24 protein-coding genes are annotated in these 24,649 nt (G+C 59.3%); 11 read left to right on the top strand and 13 right to left on the bottom strand.

What is annotated here, in order from left to right:
• The first annotated feature begins 35 nt into the window (after window positions 1–35).
• Window positions 36–719 carry a DUF1045 domain-containing protein gene (locus VOI23_RS03050; protein ID WP_323781352.1) on the top strand — a complete coding sequence of 228 codons (684 nt, stop codon included), beginning with the start codon at window positions 36–38 and terminating at the stop codon, window positions 717–719.
• Here VOI23_RS03050 and phnN read toward each other — a convergent pair.
• The 7 genes from phnN to phnG form a co-directional block, all read right to left on the bottom strand.
• Window positions 701–1,246 (bottom strand): phosphonate metabolism protein/1,5-bisphosphokinase (PRPP-forming) PhnN, encoded by a 546-nt coding sequence (gene phnN / locus VOI23_RS03045; protein ID WP_323781349.1) that lies wholly within the window; start codon window positions 1,244–1,246, stop codon window positions 701–703. The two genes, VOI23_RS03050 and phnN, sit on opposite strands and share 19 nt — an antisense overlap.
• On the bottom strand, window positions 1,243–1,926 hold the full coding sequence (gene phnL / locus VOI23_RS03040; RefSeq protein WP_323781346.1) for a phosphonate C-P lyase system protein PhnL: 684 nt from the start codon (window positions 1,924–1,926) through the stop codon (window positions 1,243–1,245). The genes phnN and phnL overlap by 4 nt, the downstream gene beginning before the upstream one ends.
• Window positions 1,927–1,987: 61 nt before the next feature.
• Window positions 1,988–2,758: a phosphonate C-P lyase system protein PhnK gene (gene phnK / locus VOI23_RS03035; protein ID WP_323781344.1), complete on the bottom strand. Its 771-nt coding sequence runs from the start codon at window positions 2,756–2,758 to the stop codon at window positions 1,988–1,990.
• The gene (locus VOI23_RS03030) at window positions 2,755–3,627 is read right to left on the bottom strand and encodes an alpha-D-ribose 1-methylphosphonate 5-phosphate C-P-lyase PhnJ (RefSeq protein ID WP_323781341.1); all 873 of its coding nucleotides are present in this window, start codon (window positions 3,625–3,627) and stop codon (window positions 2,755–2,757) included. Before VOI23_RS03030 ends, phnK begins: the two co-directional genes overlap by 4 nt.
• A complete protein-coding gene (locus VOI23_RS03025; protein ID WP_323781338.1) occupies window positions 3,624–4,712 on the bottom strand; it encodes a carbon-phosphorus lyase complex subunit PhnI in 1,089 nt (362 codons plus the stop codon). Before VOI23_RS03025 ends, VOI23_RS03030 begins: the two co-directional genes overlap by 4 nt.
• The gene (gene phnH, locus VOI23_RS03020; RefSeq protein WP_323781335.1) at window positions 4,712–5,281 is read right to left on the bottom strand and encodes a phosphonate C-P lyase system protein PhnH; all 570 of its coding nucleotides are present in this window, start codon (window positions 5,279–5,281) and stop codon (window positions 4,712–4,714) included. The genes VOI23_RS03025 and phnH overlap by 1 nt, the downstream gene beginning before the upstream one ends.
• Complete coding sequence (gene phnG, locus VOI23_RS03015; RefSeq protein ID WP_323781332.1) at window positions 5,281–5,724, bottom strand: phosphonate C-P lyase system protein PhnG; 444 nt, start codon at window positions 5,722–5,724, stop codon at window positions 5,281–5,283. The genes phnH and phnG overlap by 1 nt, the downstream gene beginning before the upstream one ends.
• A 104-nt stretch (window positions 5,725–5,828) precedes the next feature.
• Here phnG and phnF point away from each other — a divergent pair, with 104 nt between their 5' ends.
• Both phnF and VOI23_RS03005 read left to right on the top strand, forming a co-directional pair.
• A complete protein-coding gene (gene phnF, locus VOI23_RS03010) occupies window positions 5,829–6,536 on the top strand; it encodes a phosphonate metabolism transcriptional regulator PhnF (RefSeq protein WP_323781329.1) in 708 nt (235 codons plus the stop codon).
• 78 nt (window positions 6,537–6,614) lie between these two features.
• Window positions 6,615–7,796, top strand: coding sequence for an alpha-D-ribose 1-methylphosphonate 5-triphosphate diphosphatase (locus tag VOI23_RS03005; RefSeq protein ID WP_323781326.1), 1,182 nt, complete (start codon window positions 6,615–6,617; stop codon window positions 7,794–7,796).
• 237 nt (window positions 7,797–8,033) lie between these two features.
• On the opposite strand, the gene VOI23_RS03000 is transcribed toward VOI23_RS03005, so the two are convergent.
• The 5 genes from VOI23_RS03000 to phnC form a co-directional block, all read right to left on the bottom strand.
• Window positions 8,034–8,648, bottom strand: coding sequence for a chloramphenicol acetyltransferase (locus VOI23_RS03000; RefSeq protein WP_323781323.1), 615 nt, complete (start codon window positions 8,646–8,648; stop codon window positions 8,034–8,036).
• An 82-nt stretch (window positions 8,649–8,730) separates the two neighbouring features.
• Entirely contained in the window at window positions 8,731–10,020 is a 1,290-nt protein-coding gene (phnE, locus tag VOI23_RS02995) for a phosphonate ABC transporter, permease protein PhnE (protein ID WP_416376500.1), read from the bottom strand.
• A gap of 2 nt (window positions 10,021–10,022) precedes the next feature.
• Window positions 10,023–10,901, bottom strand: coding sequence for a phosphonate ABC transporter, permease protein PhnE (phnE, locus tag VOI23_RS02990; RefSeq protein WP_323781318.1), 879 nt, complete (start codon window positions 10,899–10,901; stop codon window positions 10,023–10,025).
• Between the two features lie 61 nt (window positions 10,902–10,962).
• The gene (phnD, locus tag VOI23_RS02985; RefSeq protein ID WP_323781316.1) at window positions 10,963–11,865 is read right to left on the bottom strand and encodes a phosphonate ABC transporter substrate-binding protein; all 903 of its coding nucleotides are present in this window, start codon (window positions 11,863–11,865) and stop codon (window positions 10,963–10,965) included.
• A 58-nt stretch (window positions 11,866–11,923) separates the two neighbouring features.
• Window positions 11,924–12,727 (bottom strand): phosphonate ABC transporter ATP-binding protein, encoded by an 804-nt coding sequence (gene phnC, locus VOI23_RS02980; protein ID WP_323781313.1) that lies wholly within the window; start codon window positions 12,725–12,727, stop codon window positions 11,924–11,926.
• 257 nt (window positions 12,728–12,984) lie between these two features.
• Here phnC and VOI23_RS02975 point away from each other — a divergent pair, with 257 nt between their 5' ends.
• From VOI23_RS02975 to VOI23_RS02965, 3 genes are read left to right on the top strand one after another with little or no spacing between them, the layout of a single operon-like run.
• Window positions 12,985–14,961 (top strand): acyltransferase family protein, encoded by a 1,977-nt coding sequence (locus VOI23_RS02975; RefSeq protein WP_323781310.1) that lies wholly within the window; start codon window positions 12,985–12,987, stop codon window positions 14,959–14,961.
• On the top strand, window positions 14,958–16,538 hold the full coding sequence (locus VOI23_RS02970; RefSeq protein WP_323781306.1) for a GMC family oxidoreductase: 1,581 nt from the start codon (window positions 14,958–14,960) through the stop codon (window positions 16,536–16,538). The genes VOI23_RS02975 and VOI23_RS02970 overlap by 4 nt, the downstream gene beginning before the upstream one ends.
• The gene (locus tag VOI23_RS02965; RefSeq protein WP_323781304.1) at window positions 16,525–17,298 is read left to right on the top strand and encodes an SDR family oxidoreductase; all 774 of its coding nucleotides are present in this window, start codon (window positions 16,525–16,527) and stop codon (window positions 17,296–17,298) included. The genes VOI23_RS02970 and VOI23_RS02965 overlap by 14 nt, the downstream gene beginning before the upstream one ends.
• On the opposite strand, the gene VOI23_RS02960 is transcribed toward VOI23_RS02965, so the two are convergent.
• Window positions 17,293–18,048, bottom strand: coding sequence for a WecB/TagA/CpsF family glycosyltransferase (locus VOI23_RS02960; RefSeq protein ID WP_323781301.1), 756 nt, complete (start codon window positions 18,046–18,048; stop codon window positions 17,293–17,295). The genes VOI23_RS02965 and VOI23_RS02960 overlap by 6 nt on opposite strands.
• 170 nt (window positions 18,049–18,218) lie before the next feature.
• Between VOI23_RS02960 and VOI23_RS02955 the strand changes: the two genes are divergently transcribed.
• From VOI23_RS02955 to VOI23_RS02935, 5 genes are read left to right on the top strand one after another with little or no spacing between them, the layout of a single operon-like run.
• Window positions 18,219–19,364, top strand: a complete 1,146-nt coding sequence (locus VOI23_RS02955; RefSeq protein WP_323781298.1) for a Gfo/Idh/MocA family oxidoreductase — start codon at window positions 18,219–18,221, stop codon at window positions 19,362–19,364.
• Window positions 19,352–20,317: an NAD(P)-dependent oxidoreductase gene (locus VOI23_RS02950; RefSeq protein ID WP_323781295.1), complete on the top strand. Its 966-nt coding sequence runs from the start codon at window positions 19,352–19,354 to the stop codon at window positions 20,315–20,317. The genes VOI23_RS02955 and VOI23_RS02950 overlap by 13 nt, the downstream gene beginning before the upstream one ends.
• Complete coding sequence (locus VOI23_RS02945; RefSeq protein WP_323781291.1) at window positions 20,310–21,563, top strand: glycosyltransferase family 4 protein; 1,254 nt, start codon at window positions 20,310–20,312, stop codon at window positions 21,561–21,563. Before VOI23_RS02950 ends, VOI23_RS02945 begins: the two co-directional genes overlap by 8 nt.
• Window positions 21,560–22,534 carry a glycosyltransferase gene (locus VOI23_RS02940; RefSeq protein ID WP_323781288.1) on the top strand — a complete coding sequence of 325 codons (975 nt, stop codon included), beginning with the start codon at window positions 21,560–21,562 and terminating at the stop codon, window positions 22,532–22,534. Before VOI23_RS02945 ends, VOI23_RS02940 begins: the two co-directional genes overlap by 4 nt.
• 13 nt (window positions 22,535–22,547) lie before the next feature.
• Window positions 22,548–24,641, top strand: coding sequence for an NAD-dependent epimerase/dehydratase family protein (locus VOI23_RS02935; protein ID WP_323781285.1), 2,094 nt, complete (start codon window positions 22,548–22,550; stop codon window positions 24,639–24,641).
• Window positions 24,642–24,649: the final 8 nt, after the last annotated feature.

Raw genomic sequence — 24,649 nt, 5'->3', positions numbered from 1 at the left:
CATGCCGCCGTGCAGAAAATATCAGAGGCCATCAGATGACCGTATTCAAACGTTTCGCCATGTATTACGCGCCCGAGGCCGGGGATCTGGCTGATTTCGGCGCGTCCTGGCTGGGCTGGGATCTGACGACGGGGAAGGCCACCACCCATCCGCAGATCGAAGGGCTGGATGTCGCGGCCCTGACCGCGACTCCGCGCAAATACGGGCTGCACGGGACGATGAAACCGCCGTTCCGGCTGGCCGAAGATACAGATTTCAACGCTCTGTCCGCGGCGGCCGAAACACTCTGTGCGGCGCAGGCCCCTGTGCGTCTGGAGGGTCTGGCCCTGGCCCGGTTGGGCGGCTTTCTGGCGCTGACCGTGACAGGTGATACTCAGCCGCTCAGCACGTTGGCGGCGACCATCGTGCGAGGGTTGGACGATTACCGCGCTGCCCCGTCCGACGCGGAACTGAACCGTCGCCGCAAAGCCAATCTGACCGATCGGCAAGAGGCGCTTCTGACGCAATGGGGCTATCCTTATGTGATGGAGGAATTCCGCTTCCACATCACGCTTACCGGCAGGTTGGACAGGGTCGAGGCCGATACCGTTCGGAACCGTCTGGCCTCGATTGTCACCCCGCTTTTGCCCAGACCTTTCATCGTCAGCGACCTGTGTCTGGTGGGCGAGGATGAGGCCGGCATGTTTCACTTGATTCACCGTTACGCCCTTTCCGGCTGAAGCGCCGCGCTGAAGGCCGCGACGGCTTCGCCCAGAGTGCCGTCGTTGCGGATCACCACCGGGTTCAGCCCTTCGGCCAGCCGAAAATCGGCGCGTTGCAGGCGTTTGGTCTGTTCCTCTTCGGTCTCGCGCCCGCGCGCGGCCAGTCGTGCCGCCAGAACCTGCGCCGAGGCGGTGATCGAAAAAATCATCGACCGATCGAAGCGCGTTTCCAGCTCTGGCAAGACCGCGCGCGACAGGTTGGCCAGAACATCGCGCCCCTCGGCCAGATCGACATAGACCGATGCCGGAATGCCATAGCGCAGCCCGTGGGCATCCCAGAACAGGGCGAAATCGCCGCGCTGTGCCCGCGCCTCGAACTCCTCAAACGTGACCGCATCGGCGTCTTCGCCGCCGGCCTCGGCGCTGCGGGTGATCACCCGGCGCACCCGGCGAATCTCGGGATGGCGGTCGCAGACGGCCTCCATCACCGTGTCCTTGCCGACGCCCGAGGGGCCGACCACCGCTATGAACCGGCCCGGGATCATGCGGCCATCCCGGGGGTGAAACCGGTCACGTCGATTTCGCGGTCGCAAACCCGGTCGCGCGCCGCCTCGTCGTGGAAGATGCCGACGATGGCCGCGCCGCGCGCTTTCGCATCCTCGATGAGCGACAGCACCACTTCGCGATTGGTCGCGTCCAGGCTGGCGGTGGGTTCGTCCAGCAGCAGCGCGGGGAAGTCATGCGCGAAACCGCGCGCGATATTCACCCGCTGCTGTTCGCCGCCCGAAAAGGTCGTGGGCGACAGCGACCACAGCCGTTCGGGGATGTTCAGCCGGTGCAGCAGCTCTTCGGCCCGCGCCCGGGCCGCCACGCCATTTACCCCGACCTTCAGCAGCGGTTCGGCCACCACGTCGATCGTGGACACCCGCGGCACCACGCGCAGGAACTGGCTGACATAGCCCAAAACCTCACGCCGCAGTTCCAAAATCTCGCGCGGCTCGGCCTGAGCTACATCGGTGCCGCCCACCACAATCCGCCCCGCATTGGCGAGGTAATTGCCGTAAATCATCCGCATCAGGGTCGATTTTCCCGCCCCCGACGCGCCCACGAGCGCCACGCATTCACCGGGCGCTACCATCATTTCCGCATCCTGCATCACCGGGATCACCGCCGATCCCTGGTTGTGCAGCACGAAGCTTTTCGAAACACCGCTGATCTCAATCATCTCTTCTGCCTTTTCTTTTTGGCACAAATACTCCGGGGGTGTGGGGGCAGGGCCCCCACGATCACACCTGCAACACCGAACTGACCAGCAGCTGGGTATAGCCGTGCTGCGGATCGTCCAGCACCTGATCGGTCAGACCGGTTTCCACCACATGCCCGTCCTTCATCACCATCAGCCGGTCGGCCAGCAGCCGCACCACCGCCAGATCGTGCGTCACGATGATGGCGCTCAGCCCCATTTCACGCACCAAGCCGCGCAGCAGGTCCAGCAGGCGCGCCTGTACCGAAACATCCAGACCGCCTGTAGGTTCGTCCATGAAGACCAGCCGCGGCCCGGTCACAAGGTTGCGCGCGATTTGCAGTCGCTGCTGCATGCCGCCGGAAAAGGCACTTGGCCGATCATCGACGCGATCAGAACTGATCTCGACACGGCCCAGCCAGTCGACCGCCTGTTCGCGGATATCGCCGTAATGGCGCGCGCCGACAGCCATCAGTCTTTCGCCGACATTGCCGCCCGCGCTCACACCCATGCGCAGACCGTCGCGGGCGTGCTGATGGACAAAGGCCCAATCGGTACGGCTTAGCATGCGGCGTTCGGGTTCGCTCATTCGTATTGTGTCGCGCATACCATCGGTGCGGGTGTCGAAAAGAACTTCGCCGCTATCGGGGGGTAAATGTCCGGCCAGACAGTTCAGCAGGGTCGATTTACCAGAGCCGGACTCGCCCACAATCCCCATCACTTCGCCGGGATAGAGGTCGAAGGACACGTCCTTGCATCCGATCCGGTTGCCGTAGAATTTGGTCAGATCCCTGACCTGGAACAGCGGGGTCATGTCGTTTCCTCCTCATAAGGGACGCCCTGCGCGCCGACATGGCCTTCGGCGCGGCGCGACCGGCAATAATCGGTGTCGGAACAGACGAACATCCGCCCGCCCGCATCGTCCACGATCACCTCGTCGAGATAGGACGTTTCCGACGCGCACAGATCGCAGGCGTGATCGGCCTTGCTGGCCTCGAACGGGTAGTCTTCGAAATCCAGGCTGACCACCTTCGTATAGGGCGGCAGCGCGTAAATCCGCTGTTCGCGGCCCGCGCCGAACAGCTGCACAGCGGCCATTTCCAGCTTGGGATTGTCGAATTTCGGGATCGGCGACGGGTCCATCACGTAGCGCCCCTCAACCTTGACCGGGTAGGCGTAGGAGGTCGAGATCGCGCCGTTCTTGGAAATATCCTCGTAGAGCTTCACATGCATCAGCCCGTATTCTTCCAAGGCATGCATCTTGCGGGTCTCGGTTTCGCGCGGCTCAAGAAATCGCAGCGGCTCCGGGATCGGCACCTGATAGACGAGGATCTGGTCTTCGCGCAGATCCTGTTCAGGAATTCGGTGGCGGGTCTGGATCACGTCGGCCTTGGCGGTTTCTTCGCTGGTCGCCACGCCTGCGGTCTTTTCGAAAAACTTGCGGATCGACACCGCGTTGGTGGTGTCGTCGGCGCCCTGGTCGATCACCTTCATCGTGTCCTCGGGCGTCAGCACCGAGGCGCTGACCTGCACCCCGCCGGTGCCCCAACCATAGGGCATGGGCATTTCGCGCGACGCGAAAGGTACCTGATATCCGGGCACCGCCAGCCCCTTCAGGATGGCGCGGCGGATCATCCGCTTGGTCTGTTCATCAAGATAGGCGAAGTTGTATTCTTCGTTCATTCCGCCGCCTCCGGCATTTCCTGGGCCTGTGCTTCGGCCCGCATTTTCCGCACCAGTTCCAGTTCCGACTGGAAATCGACGTAATGGGGCAGCTTGATGTGTTCGAGGAACCCGGTCGCCTGGATATTGTCGGCGTGATAGAGCACGAATTCCTCGTCCTGCGCGGGCGCGCCCATGTTGTCTTCGCCCATTTCCTTCCAGCGCAGCGCGCGGTCGACCAGCGCCATTGAAATCGCCTTGCGCTCGGTCTGGCCGAAGACCAACCCGTAGCCGCGGGTGAATTGCGGCGGCTCGGTCTTGGACCCGGCGAACTGGTTTACCGTTTCGCATTCGGTCAGTTCGATCTCGCCGATCTCGACCGCGAAACCGAGTTCGGGAATGTCCATTTCCACCGCGCAGGTGCCGATCCGCAGCTCGCCGACAAAGGCGTGGTTGCGGCCGTAGCCGCGCTGCGTCGAATAGGCCATGCCGAGGATGAACCCCTCGTCGCCGCGGGTCAGCGATTGCAGCCGCAGCGCCCGGTCGGCGGGCAGTTCTAGCGGTTCACGGGTCAAGTCGCGCGGTGCCGCGTCGCTTGCCGCCTCGGTCTGGATCAGCCCCTCCTGATTCAGGAAATCAGTGATATGAGGCACCGGGCCGGTTTGCGTTTCGCGCGTCGGGGCCTCGGGAACCTCGCCATCGGCGGCCAGTTTGAAATCCAGCAGACGGTGGGTGTAATCGAAGGTCGGACCCAGAACCTGACCGCCCGGCGCGTCCTTGAAGGTCGCGCTGATCCGGCGGTCGCAGGCCATCGTTTCAGTGTTCACCGGATTGGTGTAACCAAAACGGGGCAGGGTGGTGCGATAGGCGCGAATGAGGAAGATCGCCTCGATCAGGTCGCCGCGCGCCTGCTTGATCGCCAGCGCCGCCAGATCGGGATCGTACAGCGATCCTTCCGCCATCACCCGGTTCACCGCCAATGTCATCTGTTCGCGGATCTGTTCGACCGACAGTTCCGGCACATTCACATCGCCGTGCCGTTCCTCGGCCAGCCACGCGTGTGCGGCATCGATCGCCTTTTCGCCGCCTTTGACTGCTACATACATCAGGCTGCCTCCACTTTCGTACTGCGCGGCAGGGCCGCGATCCGGTCGCCGCAGGTGAAGAAGAAATCCAGCCCCAGCGGGTATAGCTTCACGTTGGCCTGGAACGCTGCCAGATCGGGCAGGTTCAGCGCCGCGGTATCCTTGATTCCCGGCCCGCGGAGCATGGCGCCAGCGGTTTCAAGCACGGGCATTTCTACTACCAGGGTGGTGCCGCGATCGGGATATTCGGGATTGCCAACCGGATAGCCGCTGAGCGGCAGCAAATCATCCCATGCACCGAAGGCAAAGGCGCAGTGTTCGCGCCCGGCAAAGGGCGCGCCGGTGTGGAAGGTGATCCAGTCCTGCACGTCGGGACAATCTAGCCCCCCCGCCAGATGCACCGGCGTATTGCCGTCCAGCAGCGTCAGCGCCAGGGTTCCCGCGGCGGTGGACATCGGTGCAGGCGGTTCCGCGCCGGTCAGCGTTTCGATCAGGCCCGGCCGGGCCATCACATTCATCACCGCGCGGAAGGCGCGGGCGGACTCTTGTGGCGCTTTGGCGAAACCGCCGGTCAATGCGGTGGTTTGCATCAGTCTTCCCCCCTTACCATGGTGAAGAAATCGACTTTGGTCGCCGCTGCTTTTGCGGCGCGGGCGGTCCGGGCTGTTTCCATTTCGGCCTGTAATGGGGTCAGGATCGTGTCGCGGATCGCTTCGGCGGCGTGGGTTTGCATCAAAGCGTCGATCAGCGCGGCGGTTTCCGCCTTGGCCATGTCGCGCCCCTGCACGTAGCCATGACCGACCTCGCCGCTGTTGATCTGGACAGAACAACGGGTCACCGTCATTTCGCCCAGATTGAAGGCGGCACCCGTGCCCCCCATGCGTCCCCGCACCATTGCGCCGCCGATTTCCGGCCTGCGCAGATAGGTGAAACCGGGCCTTTCGACCACTTTGTTCCACAAGGCCGCCAGCCGGTCTGCGGGCGCTTTGGCCAGCAAGCCTATCCAGGCCTTTCTGTTTTCCATCTTGTGCATCTAGACACCTTGTCGATTTGTCTACTATTCTATACAACTAGACAAATCATACGCTTGGACCATCCGAATTTGAAGACTCAAAATTGTGAAACATTGGTGACAGAATGGCGAAGACATCTATTTGGCGGTCAATCGCCAACGCTTTGACCGGAGAGATTGCGGCCGGGCATTATCGACCCGGAGACAAGCTTCCAACCGAAGCGGAGCTGGCCGTGCGGTTCGGGGTGAACCGCCACACGGTACGTCGTGCATTGCAGGATATGCAGGAACAGGGGCTGACCCATGCAAGACGCGGCGCAGGTGTTTTCGTTCTGGCCGAACCCACCGATTATCCGATCGGAAAACGGGTCAGGTTTCACCAAAACCTGAAAGCCGCCGGCCGTATGCCAGCCAAGCGCGTCCTGACCCTGCAAACCCGTCCTTGTGACAAGGAAGAGGCCGCCGCGTTGCAAATAGAACCGGGTGATCCGGTGCATGTTTACGAAGGTCTGTCGCTGGCCGACAATGTCGCGGTCGCTATATTTCGCTCGGTGTTTTCGGCGGAACGGTTTCCCGGGCTTCTGAACGAATTCGATCAGTTACAGTCGGTGACACGGGCCTTGGCGGCGGCGGGGGTCAGGGATTACACCCGTGCCTCAACGCGTCTGACGGCCAAACTGGCGACCGCGACGCAGGCGCTTCAGCTCAATATCGCTGAGGGCGCACCGATTCTGCGCACAGTAGGGATCAATGTCGATCCGGATGGCTGCCCAGTGGAATATGGCCATACCTGGTTCGTCGGGGATCGCATCACCTTGGTCGTAGAAGGCTAGAAATATGTGCTTTTGTCATACGCCCGATACAGATCGGCTCTAGAAAACTGAAAACGTTATTACAGTCAGAGCAGAACCATGTGTCGGATATTACCCCCCTTGCGCCTGACCGGCGCGACCGTGCTGCGCGACGGTCAGATGCAGGATCGGTCCGTGGTGATAGAGCAAGGACGGGTTTCCAAAGGCCCGCAGCCAGCGGTCGATCTGTCAGGATATTACATTCTGCCGGGGATAATTGACCTGCATGGCGACGCGTTTGAACGACATATCGCACCACGTCCCAGCGCGCCGTTTCCGATTGAAACTGGGTTACGCGCGACGGACCGCGATGCGGCTGCCAATGGGGTGACCACCGCTTGGTTGGCACAATGCTGGTCTTGGGAAGGCGGCATGCGCGGTCCGGATTTCGCCGAAGACGTGATGAAGGCATTGGATCGGTTCCGGTCCCACGCACTGACCGACCTGCGGCTACAGTTGCGCTATGAAACCCATATGATCGAAGAAGAAGACCGCCTGTTATCCGCGATCCGCAGGCATCGCATCGATTATGTCGTGTTCAACAACCATCTGGACGAAGCGGTTGACGCAGCGGACAACAATCCGGGAATGATTGCGCATTGGGCGGCGCGCAATGGCCGCACCTCCAAGGAACATATGGCGATCGTACATCGGGCCGCTGCCCGTCACCAAGAGGTTCCGCGCCATTTGTGCCGTCTGGCAGAAGCCTTTGATACTCTGGGCGTAAGCTATGGGTCGCATGACGATGGTTCCGCAGAAGTGCGCGAACGCTATGCTATGATCGGCGCACGGATCTGCGAATTCCCAACCAGACGTGCCCCTGCGGCTGCCGCCTCGGCGATGGGCGACCCGGTGTTGATGGGGGCCCCCAACGTGGTGCGTGGCGGATCGCAATCGGGCAATATCCCGGCCGTCCAACTGGTGCGCGAGGGTCTGTGCGATGCCTTGGTTTCGGACTATTTCTATCCTGCCCTATCGCAAGCGGCGTTCCGTTTGAACGATATGGGCATCCTATCACTGCCGCAGGCTTGGGCGCTGATTTCAGAACGCCCGGCGCAGATCCTGCGTCTGGCCGACCGCGGTGTGATCGATTACGGCAAGCGCGCCGATCTTGTGGTGGTCAACAAACAGTCCCGGGCGATCGAGGCGACGATCACCAACGGGCGTCTGGCCTTTCTGGCCGGGGAAGCGGCGCACCGCTTCCTGACCCAACCGGATGCGCTTCGTATGGCGGCGGAATGAATTGTCGCGGTTCTGTTACCAAAGCATCATCCCGGTGTCAGGTCTGGCGGTCACAGTAGTGGCGTAACGCGTAACCGGACAGGTCATCCCCGACTGTCCCGGTTGCACTGGAAATTGGGAATTTCAAACGTGGCACCGCCACCGATTTCATATCCCCCAATTTCGTTTTCAGTACCAAATGCGGTCCCCTTGGGGACCGCTCTTTTTTGGGATACAGCTGGTATTCTTCGTTCGTGGCTATTCGTATTTTTCCAGAAACGCTTCGATGCTTAACTGCCGGAAATCCGTCAGCGCGTCGCGCAGCGCTTCATGCGGCCAATCCCACCAGGCCAGAGCCATCAACCGCTTGGCGATGACGGCGGAAAAGCGTTCGCGGATCGGCTGCGCCGGAATGCCCGCGACAATCATGTAGGGCGCCACGTCCTTGGTCACCACAGCGCCCGAAGCGACGATGGCTCCATGCCCGATGGTCACTTCGGGTTTCACTTGTGCGTTATGCCCAACCCATGTGTCATGACCGATCACCGCGCGGCGGCTGTGGCGATGTACAAAGAAGTCTTCGTCATGCCCGACATCGTCCCAGTAGTCGGCGCTGCGATACAGGAAATGGTGCAGGCTGGCGCGCTCCATCGGGTGATCGGTCGCGCCGATCCGCACGAAGCTGGCGATATTGGCGAACTTGCCGACCTGCGTATTGGCGATGTCGTCATAGCGGTCGCAATAGGAATAATCGCCGATATGGCTGTGGCCGATCCGGCTGCCCTTGCCGATTTCACAATAGCGCCCGAATGTCACTTCGGTCAGGCTCACATCCTTATGGATCACAGAGTCGTCTGCGCTCAGCTTAGCCATGCGTCTTTCCTTTCTTTGTTCCGACAAATGCTCGCCCGCCGCAGGCGATCCGAACAGAACGCCTGCGCGAGGCCCGGTCGCTTCACCCCTTGATCAGCCTGCGCCGCAGCATGCCTGAAATCCAGTCCATCAGCATGACCATCAGGATGATCAGTACGATGTAATAAGACACCTCTTCCCAATCCTTCTGGGTGATCATCGCCTGGGTCAGCAGCAAACCGATACCGCCGCCCGTGATCGCCCCGATGATCGTGGCCGAGCGCGTGTTCGATTCAAGGAAATAGAGAACCTGTGACAGCAAAACCGGCGTGATCTGCGGGATAACCCCGAACCGGTAACGTTGCAGCGGTTTGGCACCGGTGGACTGAATGCCTTCGATCTGTTTGCCGTCCACATTTTCCAGCGCTTCGGAAAACATTTTTCCGAAACTGCCGGTATCGGTGATCAGGATCGCCAGAGCACCGGTCAAGGGCCCGGGACCAAAGGCGCGGGCCAGAACGATGGTCCAGATCAGTGCATCCACCCCACGGAAGAAATCGAACAGGCGCCGCGCCGCAAAGCGAATCGCCATTAGAGGGGCAAAATTTTTGGCAGCCAAAAAGGCCAGCGGCAACGCCACCACAGCCGCACCCATCGTTCCAAGGAAGGCCATCAGGATGGTTTCGAACAGTGCCCAGGCCACATCGGCATGGCGCCACATCTTGTTGTTCCAGACATCCGAAACAATCGCGCCAGCCTCGCCATCAAGAGCATGGCTCAATAAGTCGCCCGCGCCCATGCCATGATAAGGGCTGTCGAGTGTGAAAAAGAACAATTCCCACCCAAGGCTGTAGCGGAACACTTCTGATCGGTTGCGGGTGATGGTCAGCCGCCCGGCGTCGCTGTTGATTGTCAGCCGGTTTTTCGACGCGTTGATCCAGTCTGGCGTATTGCCTTCGGGCAGGACCGCCTGAACGCCTTTGCGGCCCGGTTCGGCAGTGATTAACCCATATCCCGGAACATCATAGCTGACGGTTTTTTCACCGAAGGTGACGACATGGCCGTCACCCAGATTGACCACCGTGTCGTCGCCCAGTTTCACCCAGCCGGGTGCCGTACCAGCGGCGTAGGTACCTTTGCGTTCGCCCTCTACCGCAATGGTGATGTCGCCATTGCGATTGTCGCGGGTGACATGGGTTTTGTAGCTGTAGCTGTCGCGGATCAGCGTGCGGCCATTTTCCAGATCGGCCCGTTCGCTGAGCCCCAATATGTCGAAGGAAAAAAAGATATAGGTCAGATAAATGAGGAGCAGCACCGGCAAGCCGAATGCAGTCAAACGTTTGCGCAGGAACAGGCTGTCGGCGCGGCCCTTCAATTCAGCGGTTGCGGTCATGGTCATAGCGTGGCCTCCAAATGCGTGCCGTAGGTCAGGCGGTGGCGCAGAATGGACGAGATTTGATCGACAACGACGATCGCGCCGAACAGAAGAAGAAAGATCGCGGCGGCTTCGTCATATTGACCCTGCCCCCATGACATGGCGTTTTTCAGGTCATAGCCGATACCGCCAGCACCAACGAAGCCAAGGATAGCCGAAGCACGGATGTTGATCTCAAACCTTAGCAAAGCGTAGCTCAGGTAATTCGGTGACACCTGTGGGATCACCCCCAGAACCATTCGCTGCGACCAACTGGCTCCGACCGATTGCAGCCCTTCGACAGGTTTCAAAGAGGCATTTTCGTTGACTTCGGAAAACAGCTTGCCGAGCGCACCACTGGTATGGAAAGCGATGGCGATCATCGCAGGTACGGGGCCGCCGCCCAGAACGAAGATCAGCACCAGCGCGATGACGATTTCAGGAATAGCGCGCATAATGTCCATCATGCGGCGGAAGACGGGGATCAAACGCGGCCAGCGCGCCAGGCCGTTGGTCGCCAGCAGCGACAGGAAGATCGCGATGATCGCGCCCACTAGCGTCGCCGCCCCGGCGATATTGATCGTCTCGATCAGCGAGGGGAAGAATTTCACGAAATGCGCGGGCATTTCGGTCAGCTTGCCGCTGGCTTCGCCCAGCACCTCGGCGGGGAAATCGAAAAGCTGGTGCAACCCGTCCCAGAAACCACCCGCATTGCGGTCATCGGCAGTCACGAAGCCGGCAGCCATCAGGGCCACGAAAATGGCCAGCATGATGGCATTGTAGGCCCTTTTCTTGCGGGTCATGTCCATATAGCTGGATCGGATATCCTCGACGGGGGGATGGGTGGTCAGGTTGGACATGGGCACCTCGGGCAGAAAAACAGGCCCCGAAAGCGGGGCCTGTTTAAAGGAATTGAAGTGATTAGTTTGACTTCAGTTTGCGGGCTTCGATGATCACTTTGTAGGCGTCGTGAGTGATCGGCATGAAGCCTTTGGCTTCACCTGCAGCAACACCGTAGAAGCACTCTTCGTCCATCGATTTCAGTGACGCCATCAGGCCGGTCATCTTCAACTTGACGTCTTCCGGCAGCGCCTTGCGCAGGACGACGGGGCCTTCCGGGATCGGCTTCGACTGCCAGATTTTGACGAGGTCGTTCATGTCGACCAGACCCGCGTCGACGGCCTTGCGCAGCGCGCCCGAGTTGTAGCCGTCTTCCCAGTTGCCCAGACCGTCGGCCCAGGTTACGCCGCCGTCGAAATCACCGTTGTTGACGCCAACGATGGTTTGTTCGTGGCCGCCAGAGAATTTCACTTCACCGAAATAATCGCCAGACGTCATGGTGGCGCCGGTCGCCTGCGGGATTTCGATCGAGGGGATCAGGAAGCCCGAGGTCGAGTTCGGGTCGCCGAAGCCGAAAGTCTTGCCCTTCATACCGGCCAGGTCGGTGATGCCGCTGTCCTTGCGGGCGAAGCCGATCGAATAGTAGCCGTAGCCGCCGTCGTTGTTCACCTTCACTAGGATCGGTTCAACCGCTTCGGGATCGGACAGGAAAGTCTTGGCATAGCCCGAGGCACCCAGCCAAGCCATGTCGATGGTGCCGCCCAGCAGGCCCTGGATCACGCCGTTATAGTCGGCCGGTGCGAACAGTTTGGTTTCGACGCCCAGCAGGTCTTCGGTCTTGGCGCGCAGGCATTCGTTGTTGTTCATGCGGTCTTGGGCGTTTTCGCCGCCCAGAATGCCGATGCGGAATTCGTTGATGTTTTCTGCCATGGCCGGGGCGGTCAGGGCGGTTGTTGCCAGAACGGCTGCGATTAGTTTTTTCATCGTTTCTCTCCGGTTTGATGAAACCCGCGGCTTCACCGCCGCAGGCGATGGTGGGGATTCAGGCGAGTTGCGGTGCTTTTTGCTCCAAAGCGTCGATGCTGGTACTCGTCGCGGCTTCGCTGAAACTTGCATCGGCACCATAGATGTCGCGGGCGACACCGGTGGTCAGTTGTTCGGGGGTGCCGTCGAATACAACGCGGCCCTGACGCATTCCGATCACCCGATCGCAATACCGCCGCGCAGTGTCCAAAGTGTGCAGGTTGGCGATGACCATGCGGCCATCTTCGTCGTGAATGCGGCGCAGATCGTCCATGACGATCTGGGCGTTCATCGGATCGAGTGACGCAATCGGTTCGTCGGCCAGAACGATTTTCGGATCCTGCATTACGGCCCGGGCAATGGCGACGCGTTGCTGCTGGCCACCCGATAGCGCCTCGGCCCGTTTGGCGGCATGAGCTGCGATACCCAACCGGTCCAGAATGTCGATGGCGCGGTGAATATCTGCAGAGGGATACAGGCTGAACATAGTTGCCAGCGTCGACCGCTGGTTCAACGTGCCATGCAGAACGTTGGAAACCACGTCCATCCGCGGCACAAGATTGAACTGCTGAAAAATCATCGCGCAATCGCGCTGCCAGCGGCGCTTGTCAGCACCTTTCAGGCGGGTGATTTCCTGACCTTCCACGGTGATCTTGCCGCTGGTCGCGTTTTCCAGCCGGTTCAACATCCGCAACAGGGTTGATTTCCCCGCTCCCGAAGCGCCGATCACTCCGATCATCATCGGACGGTCCACTTCGATGGTCACGTTATCCACCGCTTTCACCGACCCGAAGGCCTTGGTCAGATTTTCGATCTTCAGCATGTATCGCCCCATTCGTATGCCGCCCGGCTTAGGTCTGCTGCGCTTCGAAAATTTGACGGTTTGATTAACCTTTTGTGACACCGCAAACGGGAAGGTGACGTTGAATAAGGTCCAGAAGATTAGGAAAACTCTTGCAAATTATCGATTCTGGCCGGATTCCTGACGCAATTAGCTATATGCTGCGCCGCAAAGTGCCGTCGTGGTGGATGAAAACCAGTCAACGCTTTGCGATGTATTAGGGGCTAAAGAAACAGCGAATGGTTTCAAACGGATACAGGCCAGAAATCGATGGGTTGCGCGCCATCGCGGTGTTGTCGGTGGTGTTTTATCATTTCGGTGTCCCGGGCATCGGCGGTGGGTTCGTCGGGGTCGACATTTTCTTTGTTATTTCCGGTTTTCTGATCGGCGGTTTGCTGTGGTCAGAGCTGGACCAGACCGGCCGTGTGTCGCTGCACCGGTTCTATCTGCGTCGCTTCAAACGTTTGGCTCCGGCCTTTTTCAGCATGGTGTTGGTGGTGTCCGTCGTGGCCTGGAAGGTGCTATTGCCTTTCGAATACCGCGAATTTGGCAAAAGCCTGATCGCGGCGACAGTATATCTATCGAATGTGCAGTTTTACCGCGAGGCGGGCTATTTCGACGCTGCCGCCGACGAAAAGCCGATGTTGCACACCTGGTCACTGGCGGTGGAAGAACAGTTTTATCTGTTCCTGCCCCTGTTGATCCTGTTGATCGGACGGCGGCGCTGGTTGTCGCCAGTGCTGCAGGGGACCTTTGGAGTATCGCTGCTCGCCTGCGTGGTCTTCACTGTAACCAATTCCACGGCGACGTTTTACCTGTTCCCGTTCCGGGCATGGGAATTGCTGGCGGGCGTATTATTGGCAATCTGGGGCTACAAGGCGCGGAGCGATTGGGCCCTGCATCCGGCACTATCCTTTGTCGGGGTGGCGTTGCTTCTCTATGCGGTAATCTTCATTGATGCCGGGCCGGGATTTCCCGGGGCTTGGGCGATGATCCCGACCTTGGGCACGGTACTGATCTTATTGAACGGGCAGGATGACAATGTGGTCAACCGTTTGTTGCGGTCAGGGCCGGTGGTGTTCGTTGGGCTGATTTCCTATTCGCTTTACCTGTGGCACTGGCCAGTGGCGGTATTTTCGAAATATGTCGTCGAAACCTATTCCGGGCCGTTGGAGTCTGCGGGATGGATGGCGTTGTCGGTGCTGCTGGCGCTGCTGTCATGGCGTTTCGTGGAACGCCCCACCCGCCATGCTACATGGATGGGGTTTTCAGCAACCGTGACAGGAGTTGCCGCTTTGTCGCTGGTAACGCTGGGTATTGGCGCGGTGGTGTTCAAGGCGAACGGTTTCCCGGGCCGGTTCCCTGCCGATATTCGCAGTCATGTCGATGCGTCGGCTGATTTCATTCAGGATTGGAGCCGGTGTAAAGTCTCTGATACCGGGCCTCTCGCCGGGGTCGAAACCTGTACCATCGGCCCCGAGGGCGCCCCGGAAGTGTTGTTCTGGGGTGACAGCCATTTGCGTGCCCTGATGGACGGGATTGCAGCCGAAGCGATGCGGAGCGGAACGCCGGGCCTGATTATCTGGCACGCTGGATGCCCGCCGGTTTTCGGTGTGAAGAAACGAGAAAGCTCTGCAACACCGGCGCAAGATGCCGCCTGCAGTGCGGATAACGTCCGTATCCGGCAGGCCCTGCCGTCGCTGGGCGTTCGGGATGTCGTGCTTATCGGGCGGTGGAGTTATTACGCCGAAGGACGTGGTGTGGGGCGCGACGTGCCAAACACGATTACATTGCTGCCGGAGGGCAATCCGCGATCCGGGACATTGCGCAATCTTTTACGACAGACGGTTCATGAAATCGGATCTTATGCAAAGGTTTATATCCTTCGGCAAATTCCCGAACTCGCGCTTTACGATTCCCGACGGACCGCACGGCGGCTGGCGCATGGCCGCGGAGCCGGGCTTGAGGCGAGCTATTCGATCCCGCTAAGTGAGGTTGCGGCGCGGCAGGCAAGCTCGGACCCGATGTTGCGGGACATCGCCAATGAGGAAAACGCCACGCTTCTCGATCCGCGTCCCTATCTGTGCGATGCTGAAACCTGTTCGATCTGGTCTGGGGACGAGGTGGTCTATTTCGACAACAATCACCTGAACAATGCGGGGGCTGCGTTGGTCGCGCCGTTGTTCAGGCCGGTTTTCGAAAGGGGGGGTGGATGACATTAGACGACGCCCTTGGCGAAACTTGGGACGCGATTGTCGTCGGCACCGGGATTGGTGGCGGTATGGCAGGGCGACGATTGGCCGAACGCGGGCTGCGGGTGTTGTTTCTGGAACAGGGGCCTGAGGGATACCGGGCCGAGGAAACCGCGCTGAATCTGGAAATGTTCGACCCGGTTGCGCGCAGCATCCGTGGGTTCTGGCCAACCCCGATGCAGGCCCGGGTAGACGGTCGGGCAAGCCAATTCTTTGGACCCATTGGCGGCGGAGTCGGCGGGTCGTCGGTGTTTTATGCCGCGACATTGGAACGTCCCGAACCGCACGATCTGGACGACGATCCGGACAAGCCGCACCCGACCCGGGGCTGGCCGGTGACTTATGCGCAGATGCGGCCCTATTTCGATCAGGCTGAAGACCTGTTCAGCGTCGGCGGCGAACCCGATCCGCTGGCCGCATTTCCAAGTGCCAAGTTGCGCGATCCGGCCCCGATGTCGGGATCTGATCGGGGGATGAAAAACCGTCTGAGCGCGCGTGGATTGCACCCCTATCAACTTCATTCAGCTTTGCGGCGGGTTGAGGGCTGCAAGTCATGCCTGGGTTTCAAATGCCCAAGGGCGTGTAAAATGGATGGCCGCTCGGCCGGGGTGGAACCGGCATTGGACACGGCGCGCGCAGCGCTGCTGGATCGCTGCGCAGTGCGACGGCTGGTTTCCGAAAACGGGCGCATAACCGGGCTGCAGGCGGAACGGAACGGCAAGGTGGTGACGTTCTCGGCTAAAATTGTCGTTTTGGCGGCGGGTGCATTTGGGTCACCCCGACTGCTGCTGGAATCGCAAGAGGGTGGGCTTGCCAACAGCAATGGCATGGTTGGGCGCAACTTGATGTTTCACCTCAACGAGATGATTGCGGTCTGGCCCGGCAAATCCGCTGCGGCCGACGGGCTCAGCAAATCGCTGGGCTTTCGCGATCTCTATCATGTTGATGGCGACCGTCTGGGTATGGTGCAGGCGATGGGGATCGATGTGTCATATGGTGAAATCGTGCATTACCTGAAGCAACTGATAGAGCGCTCTTTTATGCGCCGGTTCAGGTTGTTGAAGGAACTGACCCGAATCCCAGCTCTTATCGCGGTCAAGCTGTTTGGCAATGCGCAAATCTATGTCGGGCTGTTGGAGGACCTGCCCTATGCCGAAAACCGGGTTCTGCTGGATCCGCATGATCCGGATGCGATCCGATTCGATTACACGATTTCCAGGGAACTGCTGACCCGTCGGCGCAAATTTCGCCGTTTGATCCGTCGGGCATTCAAAGGACAATGGCGCATGTTTCTGGGGTTCCAGCCCGAGCTGAATTTCGGCCACCCCTGCGGTACGCTGCGATTTGGCAATGATCCTGAAACCAGCGTGCTGAATCCCGATTGCCGGGCGCATGAGCTGGAAAACCTTTACGTTACCGATGCGTCGGTGTTTCCGACCTCGATGGGAGTCAATCCCAGCCTGACGATTGCAGCGAATGCATTGCGGGTGGCCGATCATATTGCTGATCAATTCGAAAGGAAAGCCGATGTCGCGGAATGACCCCAGGTTGCTGCAAGGCGTTGTCGTGGTTACAGGTGCCGGTGCCGGTTTGGGTCGAGCCTTGAGCGTGGAACTGGTCCGGCGCGGTGTAACTGTCGCGGGGTTTGGGCGTGGTGAAGAGGGGCTGCAACAGACCGCTGAATTGGCCGGAGCAGCGTTTCACCCGTTTCAAGTCGATGTGTCCGATTCTCGCGCAGTAGATGCTGCATTTGAAAAGTTGACACTGGATCTGGGTGATCCGGTGCTGTTGATTAATAACGCCGCAGTCTATCCACGCCGTGATCTGCTGGATGAAACAGCAAGCAGTTTCATGGCGACAGTTGGGGTCAATTTAGGTGGCGTGGTGGCCTGTACCCAAGCGGCCTTGCGGAGCATGGCGCAGACCGGCTTTGGCCGCATCGTAAATGTATCAACATTTGCGGATATGTTCCCGTTGCCTGCCAGTGCGGCCTATTCCGTGTCCAAAGGGGCGGCGCGCATTTTCACCCGCGCAGCGCTGGCCGATCTGGGCGACCGGTTTCCGGATATCGTCATCAATGATTGGATGCCCGGCATGCTGGCGACAAAGATTGGCGTGCCTGACGGGCTGGACCCCGCCCAATCCGCAATTTGGGGGGCCGAAATGGCTTTATGGCATGATCCGTCGCTAAGCGGCACCGTGTTCGAGAGGGATCACGAAATCCCACCGTCCCGTGGATTGAAGGGCCGGATCAAGGATGCCTTGCTGTTACGTAGGCCCGTTCCGGCGCGGCATCTATAAAGGCTGTTTTCGGACCACTGATCGCAGCACATGCCCTGGCAGGACAGCGAAATTTCGGGCATAGCGCCCGGCCAAGCGTCCTGGGCTGGATAGCAGACGCCACAGCCATTCCAGCGCCAATTTTCGCACCCATCGCGGTGCGCGAGTTTGTGATCCGGACAGAAAATCCAAACCTGCTCCGACCGACGCAAATCCGATATGTGGCGTCAACTCGCGCCCAAGTGCAGCAAAGCGTTCCTGTTTAGGTGCCCCAAGAGCCAGGAAACAGAATCGCGCGCCCGACAAAGCAACCTGATGCAGAATGCGTCTGGCTTCTTCTCGTTCAGGATTGAACCCGAAGGCAGGCGCGATGCAGGCAACGATCTGAAGCCCGGGTGCCTGTCGGTGCAACACATCGGCCGCTCGCTCCAGACTGTCTTGCGTACTGCCCACCAACGCCATCGGCACATCATGTGCCGCACAAAGTCGCGTGAGCGGCAGCACGAGGTCGGATCCAGGCATAAGGTCGACCGGTCGTCCTGCCAGCTTCGACATCCAGACGATGGGATTGCCATCTGCCACAACCAAATCCTGCGCGGCATAAGCGGTTTGGAATGCGCTGTCGCGGCGTAGTTTATCCAAGTGATCCATATTGAGCGTCGCAAGGGCAAAGCCTTGATCGTCGTTAAAGCGGTCCTCGACTGCCCGTTCCAACGCCGCCTGACTGGCGATGTTGATGTCTATTTCATAGGTTCCAACCCAGAATTTCATGCCGGTTTCCTAAAAAATACCTGAAATTGCCCGAATGGCTTATTGAAATGGCTAGCAGGCAATCGCGGTGTTGCACAGACAGCATTTCCCCGTCAGCGCTATAAGCGCGACAAACTGTTGACATGATCCTATGATCAGAAAGGCCGCAAAATGACAGGCAGACGTGCAGGATGAGCAGTAAGACTATACAAGGCCCGGCGGTGACGCTGATCGGTTGCGGCTTTGTCGCGGACCTTTATATGCGATCGCTCCAAAGCGTGCCGCACGTGCAGGTGGTTGGCGCCTTCGATATAGATCCGGATCGCGCAGAGGCATTCTGTTCCCATTGGGGGGTCACACGTTTCACCGCCGTGGAAGATCTCTTTGCTACGTTGCCGCGCGATGGCGTTGTGTTAAACCTGACAAATCCTGATGCGCATTTTGACGTTAACCGGGCCTGTTTGCAGGCCGGATTCCACACGTATTCGGAAAAGCCGTTGGCGATGCAGATGGATCAGGCTCGTGAACTTCACCGTTTAGCGGCGGAAAAGGGTTTACTGTTGGCTTCCGCCCCCTGCAGCGTGCTGGGCCAGGCGGCGCAGACGCTGGCCTATGCGGTTCGGAACAATATCGCTGGTAAACCCCGGTTGATCTATGCGGAACTGGATGACGGGTTCATTCCGCAAGCTCCGGTTGAATCCTGGATCAGTGAAAGCGGCGCACCTTGGCCATTCGAGGATGAATTCCGGGTCGGCTGCACCTTGGAACATGCCGGATACTATCTTAGCTGGCTGATCGCCATGTTCGGGACGGTTCGCCGGGTCGTTGCCGCATCGGGGCAGGCGATTCCGGACAAGAAAGGTGTTGCTGACGCCGCACCGGATTTTTCTGTCGCCACACTGTTTTTCGAAACTGGTCCGATGGTGCGGCTGACCTGCTCTATCGTCGCGCAACATGATCATCAGATCAGGGTGATCGGCGACAATGGCGTGTTGCAGGTAAAAAAGGCCTGGGCCAATGGCGCGCCGGTGAAATTCCATAAACGTTTCCGCATTCGGCGGCGGCTGATTGATAGTCCCATTGGTCGGCGGGTGTCGTTGCCCGGACCTACCCACCCGATGGTTGGGCGCTGGGGGGCGGCATCGATGAATTTTGCGCTGGGACCGGTCGAGATGTTGGAAGCGATTGCCGAACGGCGTCCTTGCAGGTTGTCGTCGGATTTCGCCCTGCACCTGAACGAGGTAACGTTGGCGATCCAGAACGCGGGCGATCACGCTGGTGCGCAGGATATGACCACGCGATGTGACCCGATGGAGCCGATGACATGGGCGCTCTGAAGCTGTTGATAACCGGGGCATCAGGATATGTAGGACGTCATACGGTTTCGTATGCAGTTGCGGCCGGTCATGAGGTTACTGCCGTGGTCCGGGATCGAACGGTTACTCTGCAAACTTGGCCTGATTCCGTGAAATTTATCACCAGTGACCTCAATTCGTTGACGGTATTTCCACAGGATGTGGATGTTGTGCTGCATCTGGCCGCGTCGATGGAGGGCGACGATGCCGCGCAGCAACGCGATACGGTAGAGGCGACCAAAGCGTTGCTTTCAGCGTGCTTGTCGGCTCAGAAGCCGCCTGCGCTTGTGCTGGCAAGCTCGATGTCGGTTTATTCCGGTATGCGGCTGGACGAAGGCGATGTGATTAACGAAGACAGCCCGCTTGATGACCGCGCGGATCAACGTGACGCCTATTGTAGGGGCAAGATCGCCCAGGAAATGCTGTGTGCCACTGTTGCGGCGGATTCCGGATTGCCGCTGCAAATCCTGAGGATTGGTGCGATTTATGGGCCGGGACAGGTCTGGAACGCTCATATTGGCATCGGTCTGGGTCCGGTTCTGCTACGGATCGGGAATAGCGGCGAAATCCCGCTCTGTCATGTTCGCCATGCGGCGCAGGCGCTGATATTGGCTGCCGAACAGGTGGGGCAGGGCGTGTCGGGTGTTGTGAATGTCGTGGACAGCGACTTGCCGGACCGGAACCGATTTATCGCGGCGCTGAAACGGGGTGGATGGCCCAGGCTGACTTTTTCCATACCTTTGCGTATGTTTGAGATTGCGGCGCGGTGTCTTGAGCGTTGGAAAGGTCGACCGGGTCTCTTGCGTGTGCCGGTATTGCGGGCGCGGATGATGCCGAAACGATATAGCAATCGGCGTTTGCAGGACATGGGTTGGCAGCCCGAAGCCGATTTTGAAGCTCTGATGCAAGAAGCGTTGGAGGGTGGTCATGACTGAGCCGACGCGCATAGCTTATCTGACCGGAGAATATCCGCGCGCTACTGACACGTTTATTCAGCGTGAAGTGGCAGAGTTGCGCAAACAGGGGTTCGAGGTCGAAACAACGTCAATTCGGCGCACAGGTGTGGAACATCTGGTCGGACCGGAACAGCGCGAGGAGGCTTCGAACACTTTTTATGTGCTCAGCGCCGCCGCCAAACCAATGATCAGCCTGCGGGCTCATATGCGGGCGCTGCGCCGACCCGCAGCCTATTTTCGAGCGCTGCGCCTGGCGTTGAAGACCTCACCTGGAGGGGCAAAGGCAACGCTTTACCAGCTGTTTTATTTTGCCGAAGCGGTGGTTCTGGCAGCGTATCTGCAGGACAAGCGTGTGCAGCATCTGCACAACCACATTGCCAAGGCCAGCTGCACCGTGGCGATGCTGTGTCATGAACTCAGCGGCATTCCCTACAGTTTCACACTGCATGGCCCGGACATTTTTTTTGAACCCATACGCTGGCGTCTGGATGAAAAAATCGCGCGGGCCAGATTCACGGCATGTATCAGCGATTTTTGCCGGTCGCAGGGGATGAGCTTTGCCGATCGCGGTCATTGGAACCGTATGCATATCGTCCATTGCGGGATCGATCCCGAACGCTACGCCGGGCAAAGCGAGCGAAAAGGCAATCACCTGCTTTTCGTCGGACGACTGGCGGCGGTGAAGGGGTTGCCGGTTCTGTTTGAAGCCATGATCGGGGTGTTGGAACAATACCCCGACCTGCATTTGACTGTAATTGGCGACGGGCCGGAACGGGCTGCGCTGGAGGCAGAGGCGAACAGGGCGGGATTGGCGTCGCAAGTGGATTTCATTGGGTACAAATCGCAATCCGAAGTGGCCGCGATGCTGCAACAGGTCGATGCGCTGGTCCTGCCCAGCTTTGCCGAAGGCGTCCCCGTAGTTCTGATGGAGGCGATGGCGGCGGGACTGCCCGTGGTGACGACGCAAATTGCCGGCATCCCGGAACTGGTCGAACAAGGGCAAAGTGGCATTCTGGTGCCGCCGGGCGATGCACCGGCGTTGCAGCGGGCCATTTCGCAAACATTGTCCAACCCGGGCAAGGCGGATGAGATGGGTCAACGAGGCCGGGCGAAAGTGATGACGGATTTCAATATCACCACCGAAGCGACATGGCTGGGGACCTTGATCCGCAGCTATCTGAACGGCACACCGCCGCAAAACAAACGACCGGAGTCGCCAGAATGACCGCGACAATTGCCGCGGTCGCGATTGGCCGCAACGAGGGGGATCGCCTGATCCGTTGCCTGACAACGCTGAAGGATCAACTGGATCGCATCGTCTATGTCGATAGCGGGTCGTCTGACGGGTCGGTACAGGCGGCGCGTGATTTGGGGGTCGAGGTTGTCGAGCTGGACACTTCTGTTCCTTTCACCGCCGCGCGGGCACGCAATGCGGGTTTCGAAGCGTTGAAGCCGGGTGGGTTGCCCGATTTTGTGCAGTTCGTCGATGGGGATTGCGGTGTTGAACCGGGATGGATCGCGGCGGGCTTGAGCGAATTCGAGGGTCAGGAGGAGTTGGGTATTGTCACCGGCTGGCGTTCCGAAATCCACCCGGATGTCAGCATCTACAACGTCCTAGCTGATTTCGAATGGCACCGACCGGCGGGCGAAATCGCGGCTTGCGGCGGCGACATGATGGTGCGTTGCGACGTGTTCGATGCTGTGGGCGGTTTCAACCCGACTGTGGTCGCGGCCGAAGATGATGAATTCTGCACAAGGATACGCAAATCCGGACGCCGGATCATTCGCCTGCCTCAGCCGATGACCCGGCACGATGCGGCGATGACCCGGTTTTCGCAATGGTGGCAGCGCGCAGTGCGTAGCGGTCATGGGTTTGCACAAGTCGGAGATTTGCATCCTGACTATTTCGTCAAGGAACGGCGGCGGGTCATTCTTTATGGTGGTGCTCTGCCGACTATTGCGCTGCTATCGTTGGTCTTCACCGCCCCGCTTTACTTGATCGGAGTGCTGGCGGTCTATGCCCTGTCTTACCTTCGGACCGTCCGGGGTCTGCAGCGCGAAGGATTAGGCCGATCAATGGCGTTGCGCCAAGCGGTCTACCTGAGCATTTCCAAATTTCCCAATCTGATCGGCATGGCCCGCTATCACCTGCGGAAAATCCGTGGCAGCGCCATGCGCATTATCGAATATAAGTGAGGAAGGAATTCCCGTGACCAACCCCCCGATCCGAGTAGGCATTATTGGTGCCGGTTACATTGCCAATTGGCATGCCGATGCGATCCGCGCCGCACAGGATGCCGAACTGGCTTGTATCTGCGATGTTTCGCGGACTGCGGCACAGGATATGGCCAATGGGTATGGCGTGCCGGCTTACGAGTCGGTCGAGGACATGATTGCGGCCAAGGTTTGCGATGCGGTGCATATCCTGACCCCGCCTGATTTACATAAAGGTATCGCGCTGACCTGCTTCCAATCCGGATTGCACTGCCTGGTGGAAAAACCCGTCGCACTTTCGGCCAAGGACACGCGGGAAATGGTCGTTGCCGCAGACCAAAACGGGGTGCGGTTTGCCGCCGGGCATAACTTTCTAAGCATTCCTGCCTATCGTCGGCTGAAATCGGCGAAAGAAGCCGGAAAAATCGGGCGTGTTTCGGCGGTCGAGATCAACTGGTGTTTTCCGCTCGCCCCGCTGCGGTCGGGGCCTTATGGCATTTGGCTGTTGCGTGAGGCCAGGAACCTGCTTTTGGAACTTGGCCCGCATCCTTTCGCGTTTGCGGTCGATTTATTCGGGCCCTTGCAGGTGTCGCATCTGGAATTGGGGCAACCGATCACCTTGCCCGGTGGTGCGGTGCGGCATCAATCCTGGCGCGTGATTGCCAAGGCAGGGGATGTTGATGTGACGATCAACCTGTCTTTGGTGGAAACCCATGATGATCGTTCGTTGACGTTGCGCGGCTCGTCAGGCGTGGCGCGGATGGATTACGCGGCCGATACGCTGGTGATCGCACAGGACAACGCTGCCGATCTGGTGTTGAACCCATTTCTGAAACAGATGGGAATGGCCGGGCAGCATCTGCGCGAAGGGGTTGTGAATGCTGCACGGCAGTTCGTTTCCCTGAACCAGAAATCGCCGTACGGGCTAAGCTTCCGCGGCACAGTAGATGCGGTTTATGGCGCGTTGCGCGCCGATCAAACCGAAGATCCTCGTTATACGGGCCACGCCGCATTGCATGTGATGCAGGCCATCGATGATACACTGACCCTGATGCCCGACCCGGTCGAAGCGGTGCCCGTCAGGGGGACCCCGAACCCAACCGTCATGGTGATTGGCGGTACAGGGTTCATCGGGCGCAACCTGACCCGGACGCTTGTCGCGCGCGGCTATGACGTGCGGGTGTTGAGTCGCGGCCAATATGGACCGTTCGACGATATTGCAGACCACGTCGAAACCGTGTCCGTGTCCTTGAAGGATGAAGACGGGTTACGCCGCGCGATGAAGGGGATCAGCGCGGTTTTCAACTTGGCCAAATCTATGGACAAGACATGGGATGCCGCGTTGGAAAACGACGTCGGCGTTGCTGTGCGAGTCGCCGAAGCGGCGTTGGATGCCGGCGTCAAGCGGCTGATCTATACCGGCACGATTGCATCTTTCGACATGTCGGACCCGTCGGTGACAATTACAGAGGATACCGATTTCGGCGATATGTCGGACCGCAATCTATATGCCCGGTCCAAAGCTGAATGCGAAAAGCGGTTGATGCAAATGCATGAAGAACGCGGATTGCCGTTGGTCATTGCGCGACCTGGGATCGTGATCGGTAAAGGTGGACCGTTGCAGCATTGGGGTATTGGGCGCTGGCACGGCGCGGGCGCGGTGCGGATCTGGGGCGATGGCAAACATATTCTGCCCTTTGTTCTGGCCGATGATGTGTCGGACGGTTTGATCCGGATGATGGAAAAAGACGAAGCGGTCGGTCAAAGCTTCAACTTGATCGGGGAACCGATCTATTCGGCGCGTGGCTATTTCGACGCCATTCAGTCGACGCTTGGTGCCAGAATAAAGGTCCGCCCCGGCAACCTGAAGGCATTCTGGATGTCAGATGCAGTGAAATACCTGTTAAAGACGAAAGTGCTGCGCCGGAAAGGGGTTGTGCGGCCTTCGCTGAGCGACTGGAAATCGCGGGCGCATTTTTCACCGTTTGACAACCGGCATCCCAAGAACCTGTTGGGATGGCAACCGGAAACAGATCCGGTTCGTTTTGCGGAACGCGGTATCGTTCAGGCCAACCTGTTCGGGCTTTAGCCTTGTGA

It is taken from the genome of Thalassovita sp. (assembly GCF_034670005.1).
Classification (GTDB): Bacteria; Pseudomonadota; Alphaproteobacteria; order Rhodobacterales; family Rhodobacteraceae; genus Thalassobius.
Note: the sequence above shows the minus strand (reverse complement) of the source record. Positions and strands in the feature narration are given on the sequence as shown.